This window comes from Sodalis sp. RH24 (assembly GCF_047324145.1).
GTDB lineage: Bacteria > Pseudomonadota > Gammaproteobacteria > Enterobacterales > Enterobacteriaceae > Acerihabitans.
Window position 1 is genome coordinate 4,563,112 of record NZ_CP178729.1, and the last position, 21,488, is coordinate 4,584,599.

At 59.5% G+C, this 21,488-nt stretch carries 20 protein-coding genes; 8 read left to right on the top strand and 12 right to left on the bottom strand.

The features are described 5' to 3' along the window. Window positions 1–65 precede the first annotated feature (65 nt). Window positions 66–1,034: a GlxA family transcriptional regulator gene (locus tag ACL2XG_RS20725; protein WP_413721378.1), complete on the bottom strand. Its 969-nt coding sequence runs from the start codon at window positions 1,032–1,034 to the stop codon at window positions 66–68. 135 nt (window positions 1,035–1,169) lie between these two features. Here ACL2XG_RS20725 and ACL2XG_RS20730 point away from each other — a divergent pair, with 135 nt between their 5' ends. Beyond that, window positions 1,170–1,811, top strand: a complete 642-nt coding sequence (locus ACL2XG_RS20730; protein ID WP_410013635.1) for an HD domain-containing protein — start codon at window positions 1,170–1,172, stop codon at window positions 1,809–1,811. 24 nt (window positions 1,812–1,835) lie between these two features. Here the strand turns inward: ACL2XG_RS20730 and ACL2XG_RS20735 are convergent, their stop codons facing one another. From ACL2XG_RS20735 to ACL2XG_RS20760, 6 genes are all read right to left on the bottom strand, one after another. Further along, window positions 1,836–3,152 carry an acyl-CoA thioester hydrolase/BAAT C-terminal domain-containing protein gene (locus tag ACL2XG_RS20735; RefSeq protein WP_413721377.1) on the bottom strand — a complete coding sequence of 439 codons (1,317 nt, stop codon included), beginning with the start codon at window positions 3,150–3,152 and terminating at the stop codon, window positions 1,836–1,838. Then, window positions 3,152–4,237, bottom strand: coding sequence for an ABC transporter substrate-binding protein (locus ACL2XG_RS20740; RefSeq protein ID WP_413721376.1), 1,086 nt, complete (start codon window positions 4,235–4,237; stop codon window positions 3,152–3,154). The genes ACL2XG_RS20735 and ACL2XG_RS20740 overlap by 1 nt, the downstream gene beginning before the upstream one ends. Before the next feature lie 37 nt (window positions 4,238–4,274). Continuing rightward, a complete protein-coding gene (locus tag ACL2XG_RS20745; protein WP_410013638.1) occupies window positions 4,275–5,057 on the bottom strand; it encodes an ABC transporter permease in 783 nt (260 codons plus the stop codon). Beyond that, on the bottom strand, window positions 5,054–5,905 hold the full coding sequence (locus ACL2XG_RS20750) for an ABC transporter ATP-binding protein (protein WP_413721375.1): 852 nt from the start codon (window positions 5,903–5,905) through the stop codon (window positions 5,054–5,056). The genes ACL2XG_RS20745 and ACL2XG_RS20750 overlap by 4 nt, the downstream gene beginning before the upstream one ends. Before the next feature lie 205 nt (window positions 5,906–6,110). Continuing rightward, the gene (locus ACL2XG_RS20755; protein ID WP_413721374.1) at window positions 6,111–7,283 is read right to left on the bottom strand and encodes a hypothetical protein; all 1,173 of its coding nucleotides are present in this window, start codon (window positions 7,281–7,283) and stop codon (window positions 6,111–6,113) included. A 75-nt stretch (window positions 7,284–7,358) separates the two neighbouring features. Further along, a complete protein-coding gene (locus ACL2XG_RS20760) occupies window positions 7,359–8,249 on the bottom strand; it encodes a LysR family transcriptional regulator (protein ID WP_413721373.1) in 891 nt (296 codons plus the stop codon). Window positions 8,250–8,366: 117 nt separating this feature from the next. On the opposite strand from ACL2XG_RS20760, the gene ACL2XG_RS20765 reads away from it, so the two are divergent. The 3 genes from ACL2XG_RS20765 (at window position 8,367) to ACL2XG_RS20775 (ending at window position 10,327) form a co-directional block, all read left to right on the top strand. Further along, window positions 8,367–9,197 (top strand): SDR family oxidoreductase, encoded by an 831-nt coding sequence (locus ACL2XG_RS20765; protein WP_413721372.1) that lies wholly within the window; start codon window positions 8,367–8,369, stop codon window positions 9,195–9,197. A 262-nt stretch (window positions 9,198–9,459) separates the two neighbouring features. Then, on the top strand, window positions 9,460–9,636 hold the full coding sequence (locus ACL2XG_RS20770) for a DUF3606 domain-containing protein (protein WP_410013643.1): 177 nt from the start codon (window positions 9,460–9,462) through the stop codon (window positions 9,634–9,636). A 145-nt stretch (window positions 9,637–9,781) separates the two neighbouring features. Then, window positions 9,782–10,327 (top strand): YfaZ family outer membrane protein, encoded by a 546-nt coding sequence (locus tag ACL2XG_RS20775; protein ID WP_410013644.1) that lies wholly within the window; start codon window positions 9,782–9,784, stop codon window positions 10,325–10,327. Window positions 10,328–10,537: 210 nt separating this feature from the next. Here ACL2XG_RS20775 and ACL2XG_RS20780 read toward each other — a convergent pair whose 3' ends face one another. The 4 genes from ACL2XG_RS20780 to umuD form a co-directional block, all read right to left on the bottom strand. After that, window positions 10,538–12,388: a DUF3413 domain-containing protein gene (locus tag ACL2XG_RS20780; RefSeq protein WP_413721371.1), complete on the bottom strand. Its 1,851-nt coding sequence runs from the start codon at window positions 12,386–12,388 to the stop codon at window positions 10,538–10,540. Window positions 12,389–12,784: 396 nt separating this feature from the next. Further along, complete coding sequence (gene panS / locus ACL2XG_RS20785) at window positions 12,785–13,711, bottom strand: ketopantoate/pantoate/pantothenate transporter PanS (protein WP_413721370.1); 927 nt, start codon at window positions 13,709–13,711, stop codon at window positions 12,785–12,787. 189 nt (window positions 13,712–13,900) lie between these two features. Further along, window positions 13,901–15,169, bottom strand: coding sequence for a translesion error-prone DNA polymerase V subunit UmuC (gene umuC / locus ACL2XG_RS20790; RefSeq protein ID WP_413721369.1), 1,269 nt, complete (start codon window positions 15,167–15,169; stop codon window positions 13,901–13,903). Window positions 15,170–15,171: 2 nt separating this feature from the next. Beyond that, on the bottom strand, window positions 15,172–15,603 hold the full coding sequence (gene umuD / locus ACL2XG_RS20795) for a translesion error-prone DNA polymerase V autoproteolytic subunit (RefSeq protein ID WP_413721368.1): 432 nt from the start codon (window positions 15,601–15,603) through the stop codon (window positions 15,172–15,174). A gap of 576 nt (window positions 15,604–16,179) precedes the next feature. Here umuD and ACL2XG_RS20800 point away from each other — a divergent pair. From ACL2XG_RS20800 to ACL2XG_RS20815, 4 genes are all read left to right on the top strand, one after another. Further along, window positions 16,180–16,845 carry a GntR family transcriptional regulator gene (locus tag ACL2XG_RS20800; RefSeq protein WP_413721367.1) on the top strand — a complete coding sequence of 222 codons (666 nt, stop codon included), beginning with the start codon at window positions 16,180–16,182 and terminating at the stop codon, window positions 16,843–16,845. Between the two features lie 47 nt (window positions 16,846–16,892). Beyond that, a complete protein-coding gene (locus tag ACL2XG_RS20805; RefSeq protein ID WP_413721366.1) occupies window positions 16,893–17,594 on the top strand; it encodes a type 1 glutamine amidotransferase in 702 nt (233 codons plus the stop codon). A 72-nt stretch (window positions 17,595–17,666) separates the two neighbouring features. Next, window positions 17,667–18,725: an ABC transporter substrate-binding protein gene (locus tag ACL2XG_RS20810; protein ID WP_413721365.1), complete on the top strand. Its 1,059-nt coding sequence runs from the start codon at window positions 17,667–17,669 to the stop codon at window positions 18,723–18,725. Between the two features lie 18 nt (window positions 18,726–18,743). After that, window positions 18,744–19,877: a M24 family metallopeptidase gene (locus ACL2XG_RS20815; RefSeq protein WP_413721364.1), complete on the top strand. Its 1,134-nt coding sequence runs from the start codon at window positions 18,744–18,746 to the stop codon at window positions 19,875–19,877. Here ACL2XG_RS20815 and ACL2XG_RS20820 read toward each other — a convergent pair. After that, window positions 19,874–21,082 (bottom strand): pyridoxal phosphate-dependent aminotransferase, encoded by a 1,209-nt coding sequence (locus ACL2XG_RS20820; protein ID WP_413721363.1) that lies wholly within the window; start codon window positions 21,080–21,082, stop codon window positions 19,874–19,876. The two genes, ACL2XG_RS20815 and ACL2XG_RS20820, sit on opposite strands and share 4 nt — an antisense overlap. Window positions 21,083–21,488: the final 406 nt, after the last annotated feature.

The window sequence follows — 21,488 nt, forward strand, 5'->3', positions numbered from 1 at the left end:
CAGGCGTGTTGATTAGGCGGTAGCGACGTTGGTGTGGCCGCGCGCAGGCGGGTTTGCCCTTGCGCTCAATCAAGGCCGATATAATAGCGGCGATATTGCGTGGGCGTGGTTTTCAGCCGCCGTAAAAAGGCGCGCCGCAGAATATCCACGCTGGAAAAACCGCAGGCGGCGGCGATTTCCTTCGGCGCCAAACGGCTGGATTCAAGCAGGTCGCGCGCTTTGGCCACCCGCTCCTGCTCCAGCCAGCGCGCCGGCGCCACTCCCAGCGCCTCCTGGAAGAGACGCGTAAAATGCCGGGTACTGAGCTGCATATGATTGGCCAGGGTTTTCACACTTTTCACCTCATCGAGATGGGCGACGGCCCAGCGCTGCATATCCTGCAAGGACGATCTGCCGGCCAGCGAGGCGCGGCCGCTGCGGCTGAAATGCCCTTGGCCGACCGGGCGGGTGAAAAACATCACCAGGTTGGCGGCGATCGCCATCGCCACCTCGCGGCCCAGATCCTCTTCCACCATCCGCAACGCCAGATCCAGACCGGACGTTACGCCCGCCGCCGTGCGCAGCGGGCCGTCGCAGATATAGATTTCATCGCCATTGACCCGCACGCCGGGGTAGCGGCGCGCCAGTTCCCCGCATACCGCCCAATGGGTGGTGACCCGGAAGCCATCCATTAATCCGGTAGCCGCCAGCACCAGCGCGCCGGTGCATACCGAGCCATAACGCTGGCTTTGCCGGCAGCAGGCCGCCAGCGCCGCCAGGCTGTGCGCATCCAGATTAACGCCCGCCGCCACCGCCGGCGCGCCCGCCACCAGGAAGCTATCCAGCGGCCCGGTAAGCGTCTCCCGCAACGACAGGTCGGGGACGATTTTTACCCCCGAGGATGAGGTAATGATCTGCTGATCCAGCCCCATGACCCGCATACGGTAAACCACGCGCCCCAGGATGGCGTTCGCCTCGGCAAACACGTCCAGCGGCCCGGAAATATCCAGCAGTTGCGCGCCGGGCAGCGCGAGGCAGACTATTTCTTTACGCATATCCTATTCCGTACCTCAATGGGTTATTGCATGGCACCGGTCAGCGTTTTGTCTCAAATCGTCGTAATACGGTGATTGAAGACACCGAGCATGAGCCATTACCCTGGTCAGGTCAATTAACCGGAGGTAATCACCATGGCTTTCAGCATCAACGGTATCAGCGTGCCCGACAGCAAAATGGCGCGCGAAGCAACGGAGCTGGTGCGCGACACCGAATCCGATCTGCTGTTTCATCATTCCAGCCGCACCTATTATTGGGGGGCGCTGGCCGGGCGGCAGCGCGGCCTTCGCGTCGATCAAGAATTGTTGTATATCGGCTGCCTGTTCCACGACATGGGGCTGACCCGGGAACACTGCAGCTGCGATAAGCGTTTTGAGGTGGATGGCGCCGATGCGGCGCGCGATTTCCTGCGCCGGTACGGTGTCGGCCAGGCGGATATCGATAAGGTCTGGACCGCCATCGCCCTGCATACCACGCCGGGGGTGCCGGAGTTTATGGCGCCGGAAATCGCCCTGGTCACCGCCGGCGTGGAGATGGATGTACTGGGCATTAACTATGCGTCCTACCCGGAAGACGTGCGGGAACAGGTGGTGGCCGAGCATCCGCGCACGCCGGCGTTTAAAGAAGACATTATCCAGGCGTTTTATGACGGCATTAAGCATAAGCCGGACACCACCTTCGGCAATGTTAAAGCCGATGTGATTGCCGATAAGGAACCGGGTTTTATGCCCGGCGACTTTTGCGCGCTTATCCGCGCGTCGCGCTGGAAAGGGTAACCGCCGCGCAAGGCGGCGAGTTGATCAGCGGCTTTGCGTCAGTTTTGCCATAAACGCCAGGCTCTGGCGCCACGAATCCGCCGAGGCGTGGGCATTGGCGGCGGGCGTGCCGCCGGCGGCCATGATAATGCCCGATACCGCATGGGGCTTATCGATAACCGTGGCCGGCACATACGGCGTGGCGATGGCGTGGCCGGCGTCGGGATAATCCAGGTGCTGAACGGGGTAAGGATAGGCGTGATCGTTAAGCGTCCTGGTCACATGGCGGCAGTAGTCGGTGGACGGCCAGAATCCATCGTCGCCGCCGGAAATCAACAGCACCGGGCAGCGCATATTTTCCACCCGGATGCGCGCGGCTTCCACCGCGGCGGTATTCCGCTGGGCGTGGACAAACGCCGCCGCCTGGCGCCGCGGCTGCGGGGCGTTGTCAATTTCGCGCCAGCATGCCTGCGCGTCGTTTCCATGCCAGACAATCGGCAGCGGCTTGCCCTGGTAAACCCAGCAGGGCGCGAAGCGGCTTTCACCCGGGCGTCCCGCCGCCAGTACGCCGTGCGTTACCGAACTGGGAACATAGGCGATCACGGCGGACACCCGTTCGGGAAAGGTGGCGGCCAGCAGCAGGGATAATTCCCCGCCGCGCGACTGCCCGCTGACCGCGACAAAACCCTTGCGCGGCCGCAGCCGCTCGTGTACCCAGGCCAGGGCGTCGGCGAAATATTCCAGCGGCGTGGCGGAGATATGCGACGGCAGGCCCGGCGCGCCAAAGTACCCCAATGCCAGCGCCGCATAGCCGCGGGAAGCCCATAACGCGGCGCGCTGATGATTGATGCCGCCGCCGGATCCATTGAGGTAGATAACCACCGGATGCGGCCCCGGCGTGCCAGGCGTATAGAGCGCGCCCACCAGGCCCTGCTCTTCAATCGGCCGATAGGCGACGTTATCGGCGCTAAACTGTTGCACCATTTGCGCGTCGGCATGGACAGGCGCGGCATCCACCCCGGCGCAGCGTCCCGTTGCGCGCAGATGCACGGTGACCGGCGCGATAACCGCCGGATGACCGGCGGCGCCGGTCGGCGGGGAAACCTGCCGCTGCGACCACAGTAATCCCTGGCCGTCGACGCCCCGGTAATCACCGGCAACCGGCGCATCACGCTGCAAATCCACCGTGCCGTCATCCGCCGCGATAAATTGCGCGTAACTGCGCCAGGCCGCGCCATCGCCGGTGCGGGATGTGGCTTCAATCTCAACCGTGGCGCCGGGGCGCAGGCTATGGAGACGGATGCGGCGCGGTTCATCCACCAAGGCGATGGCCGGGGTAACGGTCAGTGTCAGCGGCATCATCAATTCTCCTCCATTTTGGCCACGCGGGCCTGTTGCTGTACGGCCTGTTTATCGAAATGATTAATATCGCCGACCAGCGCGTTGGTGAAAATCTTATCCAGCGGTACGCTGGCCACGTCCAGTTCACCGGCGTCATGCATCAAGGCGACATAGCGGGCAATGGCGTCGATATCGTATCGTCCCGGCACCACCGGCTGACCCTCAGGTGTGTAAAGGGTGCGTTTTAACCGGCGTTCCAACAGGAATACCGCGTCTTTCAGCCTGGCCTGGTAGACCTCGGCGCCCGGTTTTAATTCCGGCTGCGCCTGCCAGAATGTCTGGACGCAGAAGCCGGGATTGGCCTCACACGCCAGTGTGGCCTTGGTGATGGCGCGGCCAAAACCCACCAGCATGGCGCGGCGATCGCGCAGGGTATCGTTATGGGCGATAAAGCCATTGCCCACCATCGCGGAAAATTCGGCCGGATAGGACAACCGGCGGATTTTAGTGCCGCTTTGCTCCAGCATGTCGTGCCAGCTCTGGTTAAAGTTCAGCGCGTCGACGCGGCCTTCCTTTAACGCCAGGAAGCCGGCGCCGAGCGCGCCGGTGGCCACGATCTGCACGTCTTTATCCGGATTCAGTCCCTGGTTGGCCAGCACGGCGCGGGTTTGCGGAATCGAAGCCCAGGTCAGCGCGCCGACGCCGATTTTTTTCCCTTTCAGGTCGGCCAGGGTCTTGATGGGCGAACTGTCCAATACCGCCAGCTCCATGCCGCCGGAAGGCCGGGCGTTATAGAAAAACTGTACCGGCAAGGGTTGTTTGCCGGGGGCATAGGACGCCAGCACCGGCTCCGGCATCGGAAAGCCGATATCGATTTTTTTGCTGTTAACCTGCGGCAGCAGGGCGCCGGCGCCCTGGAAAACGATGGTTTTCACCGCCAGGTTTTCCGCGCGGAAGTAACCCAGCTTATCGGCGGCGCTATAAATACTGCCGTCGACCACGGTTTGGGGAATATTCAATCCCACGATAATCTGTTCTTCAGCCTTGGCCGCCGCACTTAGCGCCAGGCAAAAAAAAGTGCTGAATAAATAACCACGTTGTGTCATGAAATAGCGAGCCTCGTTAATGTCATCAAACCTGGGGTTAGCGCACCGTGCGGGTATCATCGGCCCGGGGTGTTTCCCAAAAAACCAGGCGCCGGTGCAGCCAGCGCACGCTTTGCGCCCCGATAAGCCCTATCACCGCCAGCAGGAATACGCCGGCAAACATCGTGCTGACGTTTAAATTCGCCGCGGCGGCGCCAATCATGTAACCGAGCCCGGCTTCCGACGACACCAGTTCGCCCACCACGGCGCCAATCAGCGCCAGCGCAATGCCTATCTGCAGACCGGCAAAAATATCCCCGGCCACCGACGGCAGCTTAACGTGGCGGAAGATATACCAGCGGGAGGCGGAAAAGGCCCGGCAGGCGTCAATCAGGTCGGCATCTACCCGCTTAAATCCCACCAGAGTATTGATAAACAGCGGGAAAAAGCATAACAGCACCACCAGCACCACCTTGGAGGCGATGCCGAAACCAAACCAGACCAGGATCAGCGGCGCCAGGGCCACTTTAGGCGTGGATTGGATAGCCACCAGCAGCGGGTAAACGAATTTTTCGAAGGTGGCGGATTCCGCCAGCGCGGCGCCGGCGATCAGGGCAAAGCCGCTGCCCAGCGCATACCCGATAAGCGTGGCCGACAGGGTATAGCCGATATGCTTCCAGATAACGCCCTGGCGGAACAGATCCAGCAAGGTGGTCCACACCGCGGTGGGGGCGGGTAAAATATATTCCGGAATATTCAGCAGGCTGACGGCCAGTTGCCATGCCAGCAACAATACCGTAAGCGTTATCAGCGGATAAATCACCGATAGGATCCGGTTCATTGCGCGTGCTCCATAAAATGCCGGCGCAGGTGCCGGCATGCCTCGCTGAACGGGGGCGAGGAGAGGGTCTCAGGCGATCGGGGCCGCGGCAGGGTTATCCGGTAGTCTTCGATAAGGGTTCCCGGGCGGGCGGACATGACCAGGACCCGGTCCGACAGGAACACCGCCTCCGGGATGCTATGGGTAATAAACAGCACGGATTTCCGGTCTTGCAGCCAGACGCGCTGCAGTTCCAGGGTCAGGGTTTCCCGGGTCATGGCATCCAGCGCCGCGAAGGGCTCATCCATCAATAACAGTTTGGGATCCCCCAGCAGCATGCGCGCCAGCCCGACTCTCTGCTGCATGCCCCCGGACAGTTCATTAGGGTAGTTGTGGCTGAATTCGCTCAGTCCCACCAGCGCGAGCAGCTCCAGGGCGCGGGCATGCGCCCGGGTTAAATCCAGCTTAAGCGTATGCGCCGGCATGAGGATATTTTCCAGCACGGTTTTCCAGGGCATCAGGGTGGGTTTCTGGAACGCCACGCCGATATTGCGGTTAGGGCCGTGGGACGGCTTGCCGGCAATGGCAATTTGCCCCGCGGAGGGACGCAGCAGGCCGGCGGCAATTTTCAGCAGCGTCGATTTTCCGCAGCCGGACGGCCCCAGCAGCGTGACGAACTCGCCCGTGCCGATGCGCAGGCTGACCTGTTTCAGCGCTTCTATTATCCCACGACGGGTACGGTAGGTGACCGAAATACCTTCGGCGTTAAGCATCGCGTCAGCCGGGGCAATGCCCGGCGGCGAAGAAAGCGTATCGCCCGGCGCGCCCCGGACAATAGCCCCCGTAAAGCGGGGTGAAACGGCAACCATAAAATGATCCTTAATGCATATTGTGAGCAGCTCACCGCGGGTGTCTGGGGTGATTTGACATGGCTCAGTATGTGAGGAAAATAATGGAAGCTCTAATAAATAAACCGGGATTAAATATGAGTTAAATGCATCGGCTGAGCTGCTTAAGGATCAGCGCCGGCCAGATGCTGACGGCGTATTGGCGGTGCTGATGACGCGGGGTTGATCAGAAGCTGTCGATGATTTTCGCTACTTCAACCGCGCTATTATTCGTGCAAAACAAAGTGATTTGCTGCTTTTCATTATCTTTATTATATTTTGTTGCCATATACTCGAGAAAATGTATTCCGGAGGCTACCGCGGAAAGCGCCTTTGTCCCACCGGAATAAACAATATCATTTTTAATATCATAATAGCAAAAGTGGCCGACGCTGTAGCTGCTGGTCAGAAAAATACAGTGGTCGCCTAAATTGGCGGCAAGAAAATGCCGTATCTCCGCCGCGTGGTTAAATAAATCCCGGGGGCGGACATTCGCCTGCAGGCTGGTTTTCTGATTATCATGGCGCGTGAGGGTAAAATCGACGCCATGGCGCTCCTGGCTGATATCGTTACCGTCCAGCATGCATAAGCCGATGTCGAACTGCCCGCCTTGCCTGAGCTGCGCCAGGATCGACGCCGGTACGGAAAAGTCGAAAGGACTGATGGATCTGTGCGCCATCATATACGCGGCGGCAATAAAACAGGGCTGGGGAATGTCGTGGTATATATTATGCAGGATATCGATTTTTTTATGGACATCGGGTTTATCGGTATTATCGTCCAGCGCTGTCTGCATCAGGATAAAATCCGCCAGCAGCGTATTATCGTACGCGGCGGGATGATCATGGTAATCGCTTATGATTAAATTCGTTAATAATTCGATAGTAATATTAGACAGCTCAAAGACTTTCTCGCCATAGGCTATTACCAATCCGCCATCGCAGTCGAGCAGCGAAAGGGTGAATGCGTTGTCGAATCGGATGTCCTGAACGTTTTTTTTATCACGGGTAGCGGTATACGTTTTAACGAAAATCTCATTAAAAAAATCGATATTATTGCTATCTATAGTCACATCCCCTATTTCTGCGGGAAGCGGCGTTGCGGCGTAGCCGGTTTTTTTTAACAATGCAATTAAAAGGTCACCGGCAAGATGGTGGTCGTGCGCGGTGCTGCCAGGGCCGGCGGTTAGGGATGGCTGATTTTGCGGTGCCGAGGCGAGTGTAACATTTAAAGGCATATAGTAGAAACCTAATGGATAATGATGTCGATGGGAGTGAGCATTATATTGATGGCATAAGTGCCGAAGCATAGTGCGCAATAAGTAATGCGCTGCGCAGTTTACGCGAACAGGTAATAGCATTGCAATGCGCGGTGCTATTGAATTTAATTAATGCCAGATATTAATTTATTTGAAAAAATAATATCTACGAATAAACTAATCAACTTCTTTCAATACGGCAATAAATGCCCTCAGCCCCAACGGCACATGGCGATTGCCGGGATAATATAAAAATAACCCGGGTATCGGCGGGCACCACTCCTCAAGCACCCGGATAAGTTTACCCTGGTCGATATAGGGCTGGGCCACCGGCGCGGGTAAGTAAGCGATGCCCAGTCCGGCGGCGGCGGATTCCGCCATCAGGCCCAGGTGGTCCAGGGTCAGGGCGCCGGGCACGTCGAGGGCGATTTCCTGGCCGTTGCGGGCAAATTCCCAGCGGAAAATCTTGCCGCTGGGCAGGCGCAGGCGGATGCATTCATGTCCTTTCAAGTCGTCCGGCGTCTGCGGCGGCCTGCGGCCCGCCAGATAGGCGGGAGCGGCCACCGTCACAAAACGTACCTCGCCGCCGAAACGCACGGCAATCATATCCTGCGGCAGCGCCTCGCCCAGGCGAACGCCGGCGTCAAAACCGCCGGCGACGATATCCACCAGCCGGTTCTCCGTCACCAGATCGAGGGACATTTCCGGGTAGCGCGCCAGAAACGCCGGCACCACCCGCGCCAGCAGTTGCCGGGCCGCCGGCTCGCTGGCGTTAATGCGTAATATGCCGCTGGGCCGGTCGCGGAATTCGTTGACATCCTCCAGCGCCGAATCCAGATCCCTGAGCAACGGGCGCAGACGGGACACCAGCCGCTCGCCGGCCTCGGTGGGCGCCACGCTGCGGGTGGTCCGGTGCAGCAGCCGCACCCCCATATTCTGCTCCAGCACCCGCATCATATGGCTGAGGGTGGAGGGGGACAGGCCTAGCTCGTCCGCCGCCTTGCGAAAGCTGCGATGGGCGACTATCGCGGCGAAAGCGGTTAAATCCGCTAAATCGGGTTTTTTCATTGCTGGGTTTATTTCACTTCTTCATGCGATATTGTACGGATAGTAGCATGGATCTGCGGGCCTTATACTCAGTTAACGCGCCATCATAGCGGCGCCTTAACAATAAGGAGACAGCGTATGTCTAGAACGTGGTTTATTACCGGCACGTCCTCGGGACTTGGCCGGGAACTGACGGAAAAACTCCTGGCGCGCGGCGATCGCGTCGCGGCAACCTTGCGCAAGACCGGCGCGCTTGACGATCTGCTGGCGCGGTATGGCGACCGTCTGTGGGTGGCGTCGTTGGACGTTACCGATACGCAGCAGGTGCATCGTGTTTTCGATCAGGCCGTCGCGCATTGGGGCCGTATCGACATCGTGGTGAGCAATGCCGGTTATGCGGTGTTCGGCGCGGGCGAGGAGGCGAGCGATGAGCAGATCCGTCATCAGATCGATACCAATCTCATCGGCTCGATCCAGCTTATCCGCGTCGCCTTGCCGCACCTGCGCCGCCAGGGCGGCGGGCGGATCCTGCAGATATCCTCGGAGGGCGGCCAAACCGCCTATCCCAATTTCAGCCTGTATCATGCCACTAAATGGGGTATCGAGGGATTCGTCGAGGCGGTGGCCCAGGAAGTGGCGCCGTTCAATATCGAGTTTACCCTGGTGGAACCGGGACCGGCGAAAACAGGCTTCGGCGGCGCGCTGATCACCCCGCCGCCGATGGCGGAGTATGACGCCACCCCGGCGGGGGATATGCGTCGCGCGCTGGCCGCTGAGGCTTTCCCGATCCTGGGGGACCCGGTAAAGATGGTCTGGGAAATCATGGCCAGCGTGGAGCGCAGCCCCGCTCCCCGGCGGCTGACGCTGGGCAGCCAGGCTTATGATCATCTCCACGCGACGCTGACGCAGCGGCTGGCCGCGCTGGAAGCGCAAAAAGACATTGCTTTATCGACCGATATTGACCAGTGAAAGACAAGATATCGCGCAGGGCGGCGGGAATGATTCCGGGTGCCGATCCTCTGCGCGATGATTAATTTAGTAATTTACCGGGCGGCGACATTTCCCGCAGACAATAAAAGTTACTGCGATCCTTTTCACGTTTTGCAGATAAACGGCTTTATTCGGTCAGGGTCATGATCCAGCCCCAAAAGTTAAATAATCCCTGTTGCTATTCAGTTATATAAACTTATAACTGGTATGGGGCTATTCCCATCAGCAGGGACACGACGAAATGAGTGAACAAATTCATCTTCAAGAGCCGAAAGATAAAAATTTTATCAGCCTGCGGGAACCGTGGGAAGTGGAGTACTGGACGCAAACCTTAGGAATCACCAAACAAAAACTCTCCGCCGCCATCAGGGCGGTCGGCAATGGCACGAAAGACGTGAAGGAGCATTGTGGTAAATAATGCGCCGGCGGCGGGGCGCGCCAATCAGGGTGAATGCTTGTATCTGAAATTTATATAATTAACCTCATTACACTTTCAACTCTTTGCGTTAAACTTCCTGCGGTGGAATGTTTCCCGACCATTTTGATGATTCAGGAAGAAAACAATGAAGACGTTTTTTATTGCTGGCGCCGCCGCCAGCCTGTTACTGGCCGCCGCATCCGCCAATGCCGTAAGCGTAACCGGTGAAGTCGGCGAACATTATACCAACGTAGGCGTTGGTTTCGGGACCACTACGCCGGGCATTGCCGTCAGCGGCAATTGGGCGCATAACGATGACAACGGCGATGTCGCCGGTCTCGGCCTCGGTTACAATATTCCCCTCGGCCCGTTTATGGGCACCGTGGGCGGCAAGGGACTGTATGTGGGGCCAAAAGACGGCGATGAAGGTTATGCCATTGCCGTGGGCGGAGGCCTGCAGTTGCCGGTGGGCAGCCTGTTCAGCCTGTATGGCGATTATTACTACTCGCCGGATTCCCTTTCCAGCGGCGTGGAAAACTATACCGAAGCCAATGCCGGCGTCAGGTTGACCGCCATCCCGCTGGTAACCGTCAGCGTCGGTTACCGCTATATGGCGATGGACGGCAAGGACGGCGACCGCGACAATATCCTGGCCGACGGCCCGTATATCGGCGGCGCGTTTAACTTCTGAGGGGCGTCCTCGTCCTCCCGTCATCATGCCTGCGATTTCATTTGATCGAAACAAGACCGCCCGGCGGCGGTCTTGTTGAGTTTGATGGCAACGTCGTGCGCGCCATCCCTGGTGCGCTACGCTTTACTGAGCCTACCCATCATACCCACCGCTAGCTCATGTGCACGCTTGTCAGCAGTCTGAACAAGACCGCCGCCGGGCGGTGGCGTTTTATTTATTAAACCGCGACATCAGCCCGATAATATTACGCAGGCGCTCGCCCTGCAGCAGATGCTGCTTGCTGGGCTGCAGGTCCGGCGTAAAGGTCTCGAAGATCCCGCCCGGGTAGACGACGTCAATCTGATCGGGGGACACCACCGCGTAATTGTAATAACTGCCGACAATGATATCGTCGGAACGCGGCGCGTCGGGCTGCAATAAATTGCGTCCCACGCTGTAGTCGCCCACCGGGGTCGTGACGCCCGCAATGGTTTGCATCAGCGTCGGCACCACATCGAAATGGCTGGTGCGCCGGTTGATATCGCCGCTTTCGCCGCCCGGCAGCTTCATAAACATCGGCACATGGATTTGCACGTCGCTAAAGTTGCTGCCGTGACCCCAGTAGTTCTTTTTATGATCGTTAAACTCTTCGCCGTGATCGGAGGTAATCACCACCAGGGTATTGTTGTCCAGCCCCGCCTGCGCCAGTTTGGCCAACACCTCGCCTATCAGGCTATCGTCATAATACAGCGCGTCCCGGTAGCGGTTATGGTATTCGGTCGGGTCAAAATCGTTGTTGAGCTTAATGTGATCCACGCGTTCCCAATAGGGCTTGAACGGCGTCGCCGCGTCGGGCGGCAGGTCGTAGCCGTGGGCCGCGTCATAAAACAGAAAACCGAAAAACGGCTTTTTAGCGTCCCGCTTATCGATAAACTGCTTAAAGGCATCGGTGATCTGCCGGTCGCGCCGGGCGGGAGACGGTTCGCTGTTGCTGATGGTCAAATCGGGAATATGGGAAAATACCGTGCGGTCAAACGGCGGATGGTTGAGATCCGCCGACCCGTGAATGGAAAATTGATATCCCTCGTCGGCCAGGGTTTGCATCAGCACCGGGCGCTGGCCGCTGTTACGCACCGCCAGCCAGTAGGTATCCGGCAGGCTGTAGAACAAACTGAATATGCCCGGCTCGGTAGAGTTGCCGCCGCTGCGATGCTGATGGAAACGCAGCGCCTGCTGCGCGAACCGGCTGACGTTGGGGGTCACCCGGTCATTGGCGTCGTCGTAGCGCCAGGCGTCGATCAGGATAAACAGCACATTGGGCTGCTGGGCCGGCTTGGCATAGGCGATAGGGTGCAGGGGGTAATGCAATGTCCCTTCCGGCGCGGCCTGTAGATTGTTCTCTTTATTCAATGCCAGGGAGGGATCCACCAGTCCCCAGGCGACCAGCCTGGACTTGGCCGTCAGCGGATAATAAAGCGGGAAATCGTGGGTATAGCTTGGAATCTGGGTTCTATAGTTGGCGTCATCCCAGGCGTGCATACCCTGGCTGACCAGGATACTGAGCGCCATCAGGCTGTAGCCGGGCGTCCTGAGCGTGCTTAGACGGCGTACGGCGCGCGCCAGGCGGTTAAACAGCAGTTGCAGCGCCAGCAGCGCCAGCCCCATGCCCGCGCCCACCAGCCAGGTGTACCAGGAGAGGTCGACCACGTCGCGCCCCTCGAACAGCATTTCGAGCACGACGCCGTTAAGGTGAAAGCGGTATTGGGCGAACACCAGGGTATCGACAACCAGCACCGCAACGGCGCAGAACCCCAGCAGGATGCCGATGCCCCGGAACAACCGGCCGGGCAACAGGCACAACAGGCAATTCAGCGCCAGGCCCAGCAGGCAAATGGTGCCGAACAGGGCGTATTGGGCGGTAAGCAAATAGATAACCGAACGGTAATCCCCCGCCGGAATGGTAATCCATTGCCAATAGCGGAAACTTACCGCCGTCAGTAACACAGCGTTTAATAACCAGAACACCGTTGCCCATTTTACATTGGGTTTAATTGAACTAAAGGCATTCAATCTAAGCGTCATCTTCAGTAATCCTGTATGGCAAATAGAGCGGCGAGCTGAGAGGCGGTGAGATTTAACACCCAAATTGTGTTTAACCGGCTATCTATTTTAGTAAACAACTGTAACGCGCCGCTCATTATCAGCCGGTCACCGGATGGCTTTATCGATTAACTTGGCTTAAGCATAGCGGGCGGATGAGAAAATGGGGAAAACGACAGGCGCCGCCGTCAACGGCGCCAGAGGCGGCCATGACCACATCAACGCGTAAATCCGGCGATAGGCGACGGTGGAATCACCGCGGTTTTATTTATCAAATGGGCGAGCCGCGCGGACGTATTCCGTTAAGCTTTCTGATACGTTAACCGCCGGCGCAACCTCTGCGCCGGACGGCATGGCGTCATTGATAGCGTAGCGCCGTTATTTTGGCTTCCCGTTCTTGATCGGACGGCCGGACCAGTAGCCGGCCAGCACCGAACCGGACAGGTTGTGCCATACCGAGAACAGCGCGCCGGGCAGCGCGGCCAGGGGGGAGAAATAAATCTTGCCCAGGGTGGCCGCCAGACCGGAGTTTTGCATGCCGACCTCCATGGCCAGCGTGCGGCAGGTGGTTTCGTCAAAGCCGAACAGTTTTCCGCCCCAGTAGCCGCTCAGCAGGCCGATGCCGTTATGCAGGATCACCGCCGCGATCACCACCAGCCCCACCGAGCCGATAAATCCCTGGCTGCCGCCCACCACCGCGCTGATAATCGCCAGGATGCAGATCATTGAGAACGCCGGCAGCCAAGGCTCCACGCGCTTAACGGCGCGGGTAAACAAATGATGGATAACCAGGCCGGCAAAGATCGGGATAACCACAATCTGCAAAATGCTCAGCAGCATGCCCGCCACATCGACCTTGATCTGCGCATCCACATACAGCCGGGTCAGCAGCGGCGTGGCGAAAACCCCCACCAGGGTGGACACGGCGGAAATGGTCACCGACAGCGCCACATCGCCTTTCGCCAGGTAAATCATCACATTGGAGGCCGTGCCGCTGGCGACGCTGCCCACCAGGATCATGCCCGCCGACAGATCGGGCGGCATCTGGAACAGCTTGGCCAGTATCCAGGCGGCCAGCGGCATCACCAGGTAGTGCAGGAAGGTGGCGGCGATAACCGGCGCCGGGCGGGAGAGGACGCGTTTAAAATCAGCCACCCGGAGCGTGACGCCCATGGCGAACATAATCAGCATCAGCAGGATGCTCACATAGGGCCCGATGCGGGTAAAGGTGGTCGGGGAATAGTAGGCGGCGATGGACAGCAAAACAGCCCACAGCGGGAACAGGCGGGTAATCTTGGCTAACATGTGAGGTGTGTCCTTATTATCTTATTTTAATAGGTAAATTGTGTTGCCGGGAGCTGATACGGCCCCCGCGCTTGCCATAGCGGCTTTATTTGTACCGTCAATCCGGATGGGTGGCAATATATTACCGTCAATAAAGCGCGTTGCCGGCTGTGCCGGCCTTGCCCGCGCGGCTTTTTTAACCCCGCGTCTTCAGATTATCCTGGCGACGGGCAATTGCCCCCAGCGCGTGGTATAAGCCGGCGATAGCATCTCGCGCTTCATCGCCCAGGCGGGGGCGATGCCCTGGCCCGCAAACCCGATATGGCCGATACCGGTCTGGTTGATGCGGTCGAGCACCGCCATCAGCTCACGGCTGGACGGACGGGGAGGATGGTCGTCAAACAGCTGGAACTGGGCCTGGCGGGTGGGAGAAAAATCATTCAGCATTACCCCCGCCTTGGCGTAACGGGGGCCGTCGCGCCAGATGCGCTCCAGGCCGCGCACGGCGGCCGCCATAATATCCCGGGTATCCTGGGTGGCGGTGAGCAGCGTTTCGCTGGCGCCGTTGGCATAATAAGGCTCATTGATGGCGTAGGGGGATGAGCGGATAAATACCGCTATCTGGCGGCAATACTGTTTTTCCTGGCGCAGTTTTTCCGCCGCGCGCCCGGCGTAGCGGCAGACCGCCTGGCGCATGGCGGCAAGATCGGTGACCCGGCCGCCAAACGAGCGGCTGCAGACGATCTGCTGCTTGGCCGGCGGCTGCTGTTCCAGACTGAGGCAGGATTCGCCGCGCAGCTCCCGTACCGTGCGCTCAAGCACCACGCCGAAGGTTTTGCGGATAAAATGGATATTGGCGTCGGCCAGCTGCAGCGTGGTCTGCATGCCCATGGCGGTGAGTTTTTTGCCGATACGCCGCCCAACGCCCCACACATCCTCAACCGGCGTCAACGCCATCAGCCTGCGCAGCCGGATCGGATCGTCAAGCGCCACCACGCCGCCGGTGGCCGGCCACCGCTTGGCCGCATGATTGCACAGTTTGGCCAGGGTTTTGGTGCGGGCAATGCCTACCCCCACCGTCAATCCGGTCACCTCCCGTACCGCCGCGCGCACCTGCCGGCCGAACCGATCGTAGGGCACGCTGGCATTTATGCCGGCGACATCCATCCAGGCTTCGTCGATGGAGTACACCTCGGTACGGGGCGCCAGGGCTTCAAGCGTCGCCATCACCCGCGCCGACATATCGGCGTACAGGGCGTAGTTCGAGGAAAACACGGCGATGCGCTGCCGGCGCAATAACGCTTCCAGTTGAAAATAGGGCAGGCCCATTTTCACCCCGAGTTTTTTCGCCTCCGCCGATCGGGCAATCACGCAGCCGTCGTTATTGCTCAGCACCACGATCGGCACGCCGCGCAGATCCGGACGGAACAGGCCTTCGCATGAGGCGTAGAAGCTGTTGACGTCGGCCAGGGCAAACATGATCAATTGCGGGTGTCGTGAACGGCGAACAGCACCACGCCGAAGATTTCCAGCGTGTCGGGGTCGGGAAACAGTTCGGGGAACGCCGGATTCATCGGCTGCAGCGCCAGGCGCGGCCGCAGGCAGAGCCGTTTGACGGTAAATTCGCCGTCGACGGCGGCAATGACGATATCGCCGTGGCCGGCTTTTTCCGCCCGGTCCACCACCAGCAGATCGCCGTCGCCGATACCCGCGTCGGTCATGGAATCGCCGCTGGCGCGGACAAAATAGGTGGCGCTGGGATGGCGGATACAGTATTCGTTCAGGTCGAGGGTCTTTTCGACATAATCCTGGGCCGGCGAGGGAAAACCCGCCCGGCACCGGTCGGCGAACAGCGGCAGGGACAGCACCGGCAACAGGTCGGCGGGCGCAAAAAATGTCGTGATAATCTTCATGCTGATAAATCCATTAATACTGTTTATGTGTCCAGTATAAATAAATCAGGCGGTTTGAAAAGACGCCGAAGCGGGACAGCGGCCTAAAAAGCGATTAGCTGGCTGATAAATAAGGATCAAAAAATTTAACCGGCAGTGCATGGGCGTTATCTCGCTCATGTATATAATTTATATAGCTAATTATTAGTTAGGATATGTTATTGGTTTCATGCGGCAACCTTATGTTGCCCCAGGGCGCGGGCGCGGGAAAAACACCGCCATACGGATAACCTATCTCTGCGCGCCAGCCAGATCAAAAATGACTGCATTACTATTTCGCTTGCCGCCCCGCCGCTCTTTCTTCTGCCCCTGCTCAGCCCGCGCAATGCCTGCTACGGGCCTTGGCGGTATACGTTCGCCCGGCGCCGGACGCGTCCGCAGTCGGTCAAGAAATAAGATTTGCTTATTTTACTGCAATTCGCCGCCTGTTATCAGACGTTCAGGGCATTTAAGCGGCGGATGTTGCGGTAGACAAATGGTATACAAATAGAATACAAAAAGAGGGCAGGGTAAAAATCATGCAGTACGGAGGCAATAATGAAAGCAACGGAATTAACCCCACCGCACGATCAATCGTTAACGCAAAATGCCTTTGACGCCGTGCTGCGCATGATCCAGGCCGGCGCCCTGGCCAATGGCGACGTGGTAAACGAACGCCGGCTGGCGGAACAGCTGGGCCTGTCGCGTACGCCCGTGCGCGAGGCGCTCGGCCGGTTGGAAGGCAGCCATTATCTGCGCCGATCGGGGCGGACGCTGCTGGTTAACGGCGTGGAATTAAGCGAAATTTTAGAAATCATGTCGGTGCGCATGCTGCTGGAAGCCGACGCCGCCCGCAGCGCCGCCGGCAAGATGTCGGCGGCGAAGCTGGGCGCCATCCGCCAGCGGCTGATGGCGATGGCCGGTCCCGATCAGGTTACGGCCGGCCATCATTGGGAAGTCGACGACTTCCTGCATCTCAGTATCGCCGAGACCAGCGGCAATAAGCTCTTGCTGCGCCTGATAGGCGAGCTGCGCACCCGCACCCGGATGTTTGGCAAAGAGACCGTGCCCTCGCGTTTTGAACCGGGGCGCAACGAGCACCTGGCGATCGTCGACGCCATTGAGGCGGGCGACGGCGAGCGGGCGGCGCAGGCGATGGTGCGGCATATCGAGGGCGCGCGCAACGCCATATTCCAGTCGGTCACCGGCGGCGGTTCGCGCTAACTACCGGCCGCCGACAGCGGTCCGTTAACGAATATCAGGAGGGCCCAATGGGTCGCAAGCGTCTGCTGTATCTTCACAACGGTCAATCGCAACAGACGATCGCCCGCCTGGACGATCGTTTTGAGTCATGGGGGCTGGAGGTTGACCGCCACTGGGCTTATCAGAACCAGTTTCCGGCCGACCTGACCGGTTATGACGGCATTTTTCTTTCAGGCAGTCCGCACGGCGCTTATGAAGATATTCCCTTTATCCACCGTGAACACCAGCTGATCACGCAAGCCGCCGGCCTGGGCATCCCCATGCTGGGGATCTGTTTCGGTAGCCAGATCCTCGCCTCGGCGTTGTGCGGGCGGGATCAGGTGTTCCGGCGCCCCACGTGCGAAATCGGCAATAAATGGCTGCAGGCGACACCCGCGGCCGCCGGCGATGCCATCGCCTCCGGCATCGTGCCGCAGGTGTATATGTTTGTCTGGCACAACGATGAAGTGCGCGCCACCCATCCCGACATGACCATCCTCGCGGCCAGCGATCAATGCCCCAACCAAATTTGGCGTTATAAAGATCAGCCAATCTGGGGTATCCAGGGCCATCCGGAAATTACGCTGCGGCAGGCGCCGCTGTGGTTTGAGCAAAACCGCGCCACCATGGAGCGCGACGGGGCGGATATCGGGCATCTTATCGCTACCGCCGACGAAGCCGCGGCGGCCAAATCCATGCTGACCCGCTTTGCGGCGTTTATCGCAAGCTAACGGCTTATCGCCCGGCGCGGGGCAGGGTTTCGTGCCGGGAACGATGTTTCCAGTGATGAAGGGAGAGAAGTGATGACAAGATTGCGCATAAAACTGCTCGGCGCGTTTGCCGCCGTTACTGTCGTTGCCGCGTCGGCGCTGCCGTTAAACGCCGCCGCAGCCGATGAAATGACGTTTGCCAGTTGGGGCGGCGCATACCAGGATGGCATTCGCGCGGCCTGGATGAAACCTTTTACCCAGGAAACCGGCATTGAGGTTATCGAGGATACCAATCCGGTTATCGCGCGTATCAAGGCGATGGTGGATACCCATAAAGTCGAGTGGGACGTGGTGACCGCCGGCGGCGCCAGCCTGATGCAGGGGGCGAAAAGCGGCCTGTTTGAAAAAATCACGCCGGATATGGTCGATGAAAGCAATGTGCTGCCCCAGGCCCGCAACGACTACGGCGTACCGTCGGAAATCTTTTCCACGGTAATCGGCTATTCGACCAAGGCTTTTCCCAACGGCGGACCGAAAACGTTCTCCGACTTCTGGGACGTGAAGAAATTCCCCGGTAAGCGCACGCTGCCGGATAAGCCGGACACCGTGCTGGAAGCGGCGCTGCTGGCCGACGGCGTCGCGCCCGCCGATGTGTATAAAACCCTTGATACGCCCGCCGGCATGGAGCGCGCGTTGAATAAGATCCGCCAGATCAAGCCCTATGTCGCCATGTGGTGGTCATCGGGCGCGCAGCCGGTACAGGCGCTGGGCAGCGGCGAAGTGGTCATGGCGCTGGGCTGGAACGGCCGTTTCCAGGCCGGCATTGACGACGGTCTGCCGATTGCCATGGCCTGGGATCAATCGGTGGCCCAGGTAGGCTATTTTATGATTGTCAAAGACGCGCCCAACAAGGCGCAGGCGGTTAAATTCCTCAACTACATCATTCGCCCGGAGGTGCAGGCGCGTTTCAGTCAATATGTGGCCTACGGTCCGGTAACGCCTAAGTCAATCCCGCTGATTGATAAATCGCGCTTGGGGCGGCTGCCCTCGACGCCTGAACGCCTGGCCAACGCGTTGTTTATGAATATCGACTGGTGGGCGGCCCATTCCCTGGCGGCGGGTGAAGCCTACAACACCGCCATGCAACAGTAATTCACAAATAGGGTATCAATGATGGTGGAAACCAATTACTGGTTTGAAAAAGCGGAATATGACCAACGTCTGGCGCGGGTGCGGCAACAACTGGTGGCAAAAGGCTATGATGCCCTGCTGGCGTTTATGCCGGAAAGCGTAACTTGGCTGACGGGATTCTTTACCCGCGCCTACTCGTCGTTTCAGTTTGCCATTATTCCGGCGAACGGCGATCCGACGGTGATTTGCCGTGACGTGGAAGCATATTATCTCGACAGCACCTGCCTGTTCCCCGATCGGGAGATGTGGAGCGACAGCGACGATAAAACCGCCGTCGCGGTGCAGGCGATCCGCTCGCGGCTCGGCAGTTCGCCCCGGCTGGCGGTGGAAATGGGGGCCTGGCCGCTGTCGGTGGCGCGGTTTAACGGCCTCCGGGCCGGCCTGCCGGATGCGCTGATGCTCGATGAAAGCCAATTGGTTACGGAGATGCGCTTTATTAAGTCTCCGGCGGAAATCAGCTATCAGCGCCGGGCGGCGCGGGCGGCCGAGGCCGGCATGGCGGCGGCGATCGGGGCGGCCAGGCCCGGCGTCAGTGAACGGGACATGGCGGCGGAAATCTGTAGCGCCATGATCCGCGCCGGCAGTGATTTGCCGGGGCCGGGGGTCATGTCGTCGGGGGAGCGTGCTTACCATTTGCACGGCGGTTACAGCGATCGGGTGCTGGCGCACGGCGATATCGTGCAGATTGAAACCACGCCCAACGTGCGGCATTACCATGCGCGCTTTATGCGCCCAATCCGCGTCGGCCAGGCCAGCGATGAGGACCGCCGCACGGTGGAACAGTTGATTGCCATACAGGATGCGGCGCTGGCGGAAGTGCGGCCCGGCGTGGCGGCCGCCGTGCCGGACGCGGTCTATCGCGAGGGCGTGCTGGCGGCGGGATTGCGCGCGGACTATACCAATAAAACCTTCTATTCGGTCGGCCTGCTGCTGGCGCCGAGCGGCGGCGAGCCGCTGGAAGCGGCGCCGGGCTGCGCCTGGCATTTTGTCCCGGGCATGACGTTTCATACCTATGTACTGGCGCGAGGTTTCGGCATGTCCGAAACCATCGCGATTACCGACAGCGGCTATGAGCGGTTAACCCAGTTCCCACGCCAGTTGTTTATCAGTTAGCGCAGCCGGGCGCAGGCCTGTTTAATGCGTTCGCAGGCTTCAGACAGGCGTTGGTCGTCGAGGGCATAGGCGATGCGGATATAGGGCGACATGCCGAACGCGGCGCCTTGCAGCGTCGCCACCCGGGCGCTGCGCGCCAGATAGTCGGCCACGTCGCCATCGGTTGCCAGCAAAGCGCCGTCGGGCGCGCGTTTACCCAGCAGTCCGCCGCAGCAGGCAAAGACATAGAAGGCGCCGGGGGGAGTTTGGGCGCTGAGTCCCTCCACCTGGTCAATCATCGCCATGACTATCGCCCGCCGCGCCGCTAGCCGGGCCAGCCAGCCGGCGGTAAAATCGTCCGGCGTGGTCAGCGCGGTCAGCGCCGCCGCCTGGGATACCGAACTGGGATTGGAGGTGCTCTGCGATTGCAACACCTGCATGGCGGCAATCAGCCAGCCCGGCCCGCCTGCATAGCCCAGCCGCCAGCCGGTCATGGAGAACCCTTTTGATAACCCGTTAACCGTCAGCGTCCGATCCCGCAGGCGCGGCTCAACCGCCGCCAGCGTGGCAAACGGCTCGTCCTGGTGGCGCAGGCGTTCGTAGATATCATCAGATAGCACCAGTACCTGCGGCGCATCGACCAGCACGGCGGCCAGCGCCGCCAGTTCCCGATGGCAATAGACCGCCCCGGTGGGGTTGTTGGGGGAGTTGAGCACCAGCCAGCGGGTGCGCGGGGTAATGGCCGCCCTCAGATCCTCGGGCTGTAGCTTCCAGCCCGACGCTTCGCTACAGGCCACTATTCGCGTCTCGCCCTCGGCCAGCGCCACCATATCCGGATAGGAGACCCAATAGGGCGCCGGGATAATCACTTCATCTCCCGGCGACAGGGTGGCCATAAAGGCGTTGAAAATAAGCTGCTTGGCGCCGGTGCCGGCGATGATCTCAGCCGGCTGGTAGGATAGCCCGTTATCTCGTTGGAACTTATCGGCGATCGCCTGCCTGAGTGCCAGTGTGCCGGCCACGGCGGTATATTTGGTGTCGCCGCGCACTATGGCGTCGATCCCGGCTTGGCCGATGGCCGGCGGCGTGGCGAAATCCAGTTCACCCAGGCCCAGGTTTATCACATCGAGGCCCGCCGCCTCCATGGCGCGCACGGTATCGGCTATGGCCCCGGTCGGCGAGGGGCGTACGCGTTTCATACGCCGGGCAATAAATTTTTCTGACATGTCATCCCCTTGAATAATGTGGTGCCATTAAGGTTTCTGGGCGGCGATAAAGGCCTTATCCTTTGCCCCGTTGCACCCGCCTGGGGCCTGATGCCCCATAAACGAACGCCGCCGGCTGGCGCAGGCCCCGTCTGTACCGATATCTATGCAGCTTAGAAATACCCGTACCGCCATGATATGCGGGGCGATGTTCGCTCTGCGCGCGCCGACGGGGCCGGGGAAGAATGAAATTTTCCCGACGCTGCATTTCGGGTCTGCTTCTTGCATAAGATTTCAGCGTTACTCTTGGTATACCAGAAGTATGCAAAAAGAATGCCGGACGAGGCCTTCCCCGGCAAGCATGCGCCGGCGCGGTCAAGGTTGCGTGCAAGCCGCGGAGGCAAAGTGAAAACATCATTCCTATCAT

Coding starts and splice junctions, on each gene's coding strand:
- ACL2XG_RS20750 (WP_413721375.1), bottom strand. CDS start 5,905: ATGGTTGCCGTTTCACCCCGCTTTACGGGGGCTATTGTCCGGGGCGCG.
- ACL2XG_RS20800 (WP_413721367.1), top strand. CDS start 16,180: ATGAAAGCAACGGAATTAACCCCACCGCACGATCAATCGTTAACGCAA.
- ACL2XG_RS20780 (WP_413721371.1), bottom strand. CDS start 12,388: ATGACGCTTAGATTGAATGCCTTTAGTTCAATTAAACCCAATGTAAAA.
- ACL2XG_RS20810 (WP_413721365.1), top strand. CDS start 17,667: ATGACAAGATTGCGCATAAAACTGCTCGGCGCGTTTGCCGCCGTTACT.
- ACL2XG_RS20745 (WP_410013638.1), bottom strand. CDS start 5,057: ATGAACCGGATCCTATCGGTGATTTATCCGCTGATAACGCTTACGGTA.
- ACL2XG_RS20820 (WP_413721363.1), bottom strand. CDS start 21,082: ATGTCAGAAAAATTTATTGCCCGGCGTATGAAACGCGTACGCCCCTCG.
- ACL2XG_RS20725 (WP_413721378.1), bottom strand. CDS start 1,034: ATGCGTAAAGAAATAGTCTGCCTCGCGCTGCCCGGCGCGCAACTGCTG.
- ACL2XG_RS20805 (WP_413721366.1), top strand. CDS start 16,893: ATGGGTCGCAAGCGTCTGCTGTATCTTCACAACGGTCAATCGCAACAG.
- umuD (WP_413721368.1), bottom strand. CDS start 15,603: ATGAAGATTATCACGACATTTTTTGCGCCCGCCGACCTGTTGCCGGTG.
- ACL2XG_RS20760 (WP_413721373.1), bottom strand. CDS start 8,249: ATGAAAAAACCCGATTTAGCGGATTTAACCGCTTTCGCCGCGATAGTC.
- ACL2XG_RS20815 (WP_413721364.1), top strand. CDS start 18,744: ATGATGGTGGAAACCAATTACTGGTTTGAAAAAGCGGAATATGACCAA.
- ACL2XG_RS20755 (WP_413721374.1), bottom strand. CDS start 7,283: ATGCTATTACCTGTTCGCGTAAACTGCGCAGCGCATTACTTATTGCGC.
- ACL2XG_RS20730 (WP_410013635.1), top strand. CDS start 1,170: ATGGCTTTCAGCATCAACGGTATCAGCGTGCCCGACAGCAAAATGGCG.
- ACL2XG_RS20770 (WP_410013643.1), top strand. CDS start 9,460: ATGAGTGAACAAATTCATCTTCAAGAGCCGAAAGATAAAAATTTTATC.
- umuC (WP_413721369.1), bottom strand. CDS start 15,169: ATGTTTGCCCTGGCCGACGTCAACAGCTTCTACGCCTCATGCGAAGGC.
- ACL2XG_RS20740 (WP_413721376.1), bottom strand. CDS start 4,237: ATGACACAACGTGGTTATTTATTCAGCACTTTTTTTTGCCTGGCGCTA.
- ACL2XG_RS20775 (WP_410013644.1), top strand. CDS start 9,782: ATGAAGACGTTTTTTATTGCTGGCGCCGCCGCCAGCCTGTTACTGGCC.
- ACL2XG_RS20765 (WP_413721372.1), top strand. CDS start 8,367: ATGTCTAGAACGTGGTTTATTACCGGCACGTCCTCGGGACTTGGCCGG.
- panS (WP_413721370.1), bottom strand. CDS start 13,711: ATGTTAGCCAAGATTACCCGCCTGTTCCCGCTGTGGGCTGTTTTGCTG.
- ACL2XG_RS20735 (WP_413721377.1), bottom strand. CDS start 3,152: ATGATGCCGCTGACACTGACCGTTACCCCGGCCATCGCCTTGGTGGAT.